General features: G+C 54.7%; 1 rRNA gene. It reads right to left on the bottom strand.

The annotated features are described in order from the left end of the window. Positions 1-1,758: ribosomal RNA gene (locus OIU93_RS20300) — 23S ribosomal RNA — on the bottom strand; the annotation flags it as partial. Between the last annotated feature and the right edge of the window lie 212 nt (positions 1,759-1,970).

Here is a 1,970-nt window from a genome sequence, read left to right as displayed (position 1 = left end):
AGGGGGGCGCCTATCGGGTCTCAGGCTATGTGAGTCGCGGATTTGCCTACGACTCGCCCTACATCCTTGGACCAGGTCAATTCCATTGCCTGGCTCGGCTACCTTCCTGCGTCACACCTGTTAATACGCTTACCTCCCTGGTTCGGGTCCCGCGCCGCACACCCGATACAAGGCCCGAAGGCCTTGAGGTGGGTGGTTGGGGCGGTTAGCATCACCAGTTCGGTATGGGCGGTTTTTCACCGGTACGGGAATATCAACCCGTTGTCCATCGACTACGCCTGTCGGCCTCGCCTTAGGTCCCGACTTACCCAGGGCAGATTAGCTTGACCCTGGAACCCTTGATCATTCGGCGGACGGGTTTCTCACCCGTCATTCGCTACTCATGCCTGCATTCTCACTCGTGTGGGCTCCACCGCTGGTTTACACCGCGACTTCACTGCCCACACGACGCTCCCCTACCCATCCACACGGCTGGACCACGAAGGCCTGCCAAATATGTGAATGACGCAACTTCGGCGGTGTGCTTGAGCCCCGCTACATTGTCGGCGCGGAATCACTTGACCAGTGAGCTATTACGCACTCTTTCAAGGGTGGCTGCTTCTAAGCCAACCTCCTGGTTGTCTTCGCAACTCCACATCCTTTTCCACTTAGCACACGCTTAGGGGCCTTAGTTGGCGTTCTGGGCTGTTTCCCTCTCGACTATGAAGCTTATCCCCCACAGTCTCACTGCTGCGCTCTCACTTACCGGCATTCGGAGTTTGGCTGACGTCAGTAACCTTGTAGGGCCCATTAGCCATCCAGTAGCTCTACCTCCGGTAAGAAACACGCAACGCTGCACCTAAATGCATTTCGGGGAGAACCAGCTATCACGAAGTTTGATTGGCCTTTCACCCCTACCCACAGCTCATCCCCTCCATTTTCAACTGAAGTGGGTTCGGTCCTCCACGCGCTCTTACACGCGCTTCAACCTGGCCATGGGTAGATCACTTCGCTTCGGGTCTAGATCACGCCACTCACTCGCCCTATTCAGACTCGCTTTCGCTACGGCTTCCCCACACGGGTTAACCTCGCGACGTAACACTAACTCGCAGGCTCATTCTTCAAAAGGCACGCTGTCACCCCAACAAGGAGGCTCCAACGGATTGTAAGCGCACGGTTTCAGGTACTATTTCACTCCCCTCCCGGGGTACTTTTCACCATTCCCTCACGGTACTTGTCCGCTATCGGTCATTGGGTAGTATTTAGGCTTACCAGGTGGTCCTGGCAGATTCAAACGGGATTTCTCGGGCCCCGTCCTACTTGGGATACTCTCACAAAGCGGCGGCACGCATTCGCACTACGGGACTCTCACCCTCTACGGTCCGGCATTCAAGCCGATTCGCCTATGCGCCCGCACCTCACTTCACCAGTCCGGCAGAACTGATATGGAAAGTCCCACAACCCCGACCATGCAACGCCCGCCGGCTATCACACATGGCTCGGTTTAGCCCCATCCGCGTTCGCTCGCCACTACTAACGGAATCACTATTGTTTTCTCTTCCTGCGGGTACTGAGATGTTTCACTTCCCCGCGTTCCCTCCACACAGCCTATGTGTTCAGCTGCGGGTCATACGGCATGACACCGTACGGGGTTTCCCCATTCGGAAATCCTGGTCTCAACGTCCGGTTATCGACTCCACCAGGCTTATCGCAGATTCCCACGTCCTTCTTCGGCTCCCAATGCCAAGGCATCCACCGTGCGCCCTTAAAAACTTGACCACAAACATGATCAAAAATTTACATGAGCTATATATTATTACAATCGAAAGAACCAAGAAAAACACACCCGAAAGTGCGTTCACCAGGTTCAATAATTCATAAGAAATTGCTATGCAAGACAAGGAAAAAATCCCTTGCCTCACAAGATGCTCGCGTCCACTATACAGTTCCCAAACAACAACCCCGTCACACCCACCACCAACACACCCCCA

Source organism: Paeniglutamicibacter sp. ZC-3 (genome assembly GCF_025847175.2).
In the GTDB taxonomy this organism is placed as follows: domain Bacteria; phylum Actinomycetota; class Actinomycetes; order Actinomycetales; family Micrococcaceae; genus Paeniglutamicibacter; species Paeniglutamicibacter sulfureus.
Note: the sequence above shows the minus strand (reverse complement) of the source record. Positions and strands in the feature narration are given on the sequence as shown.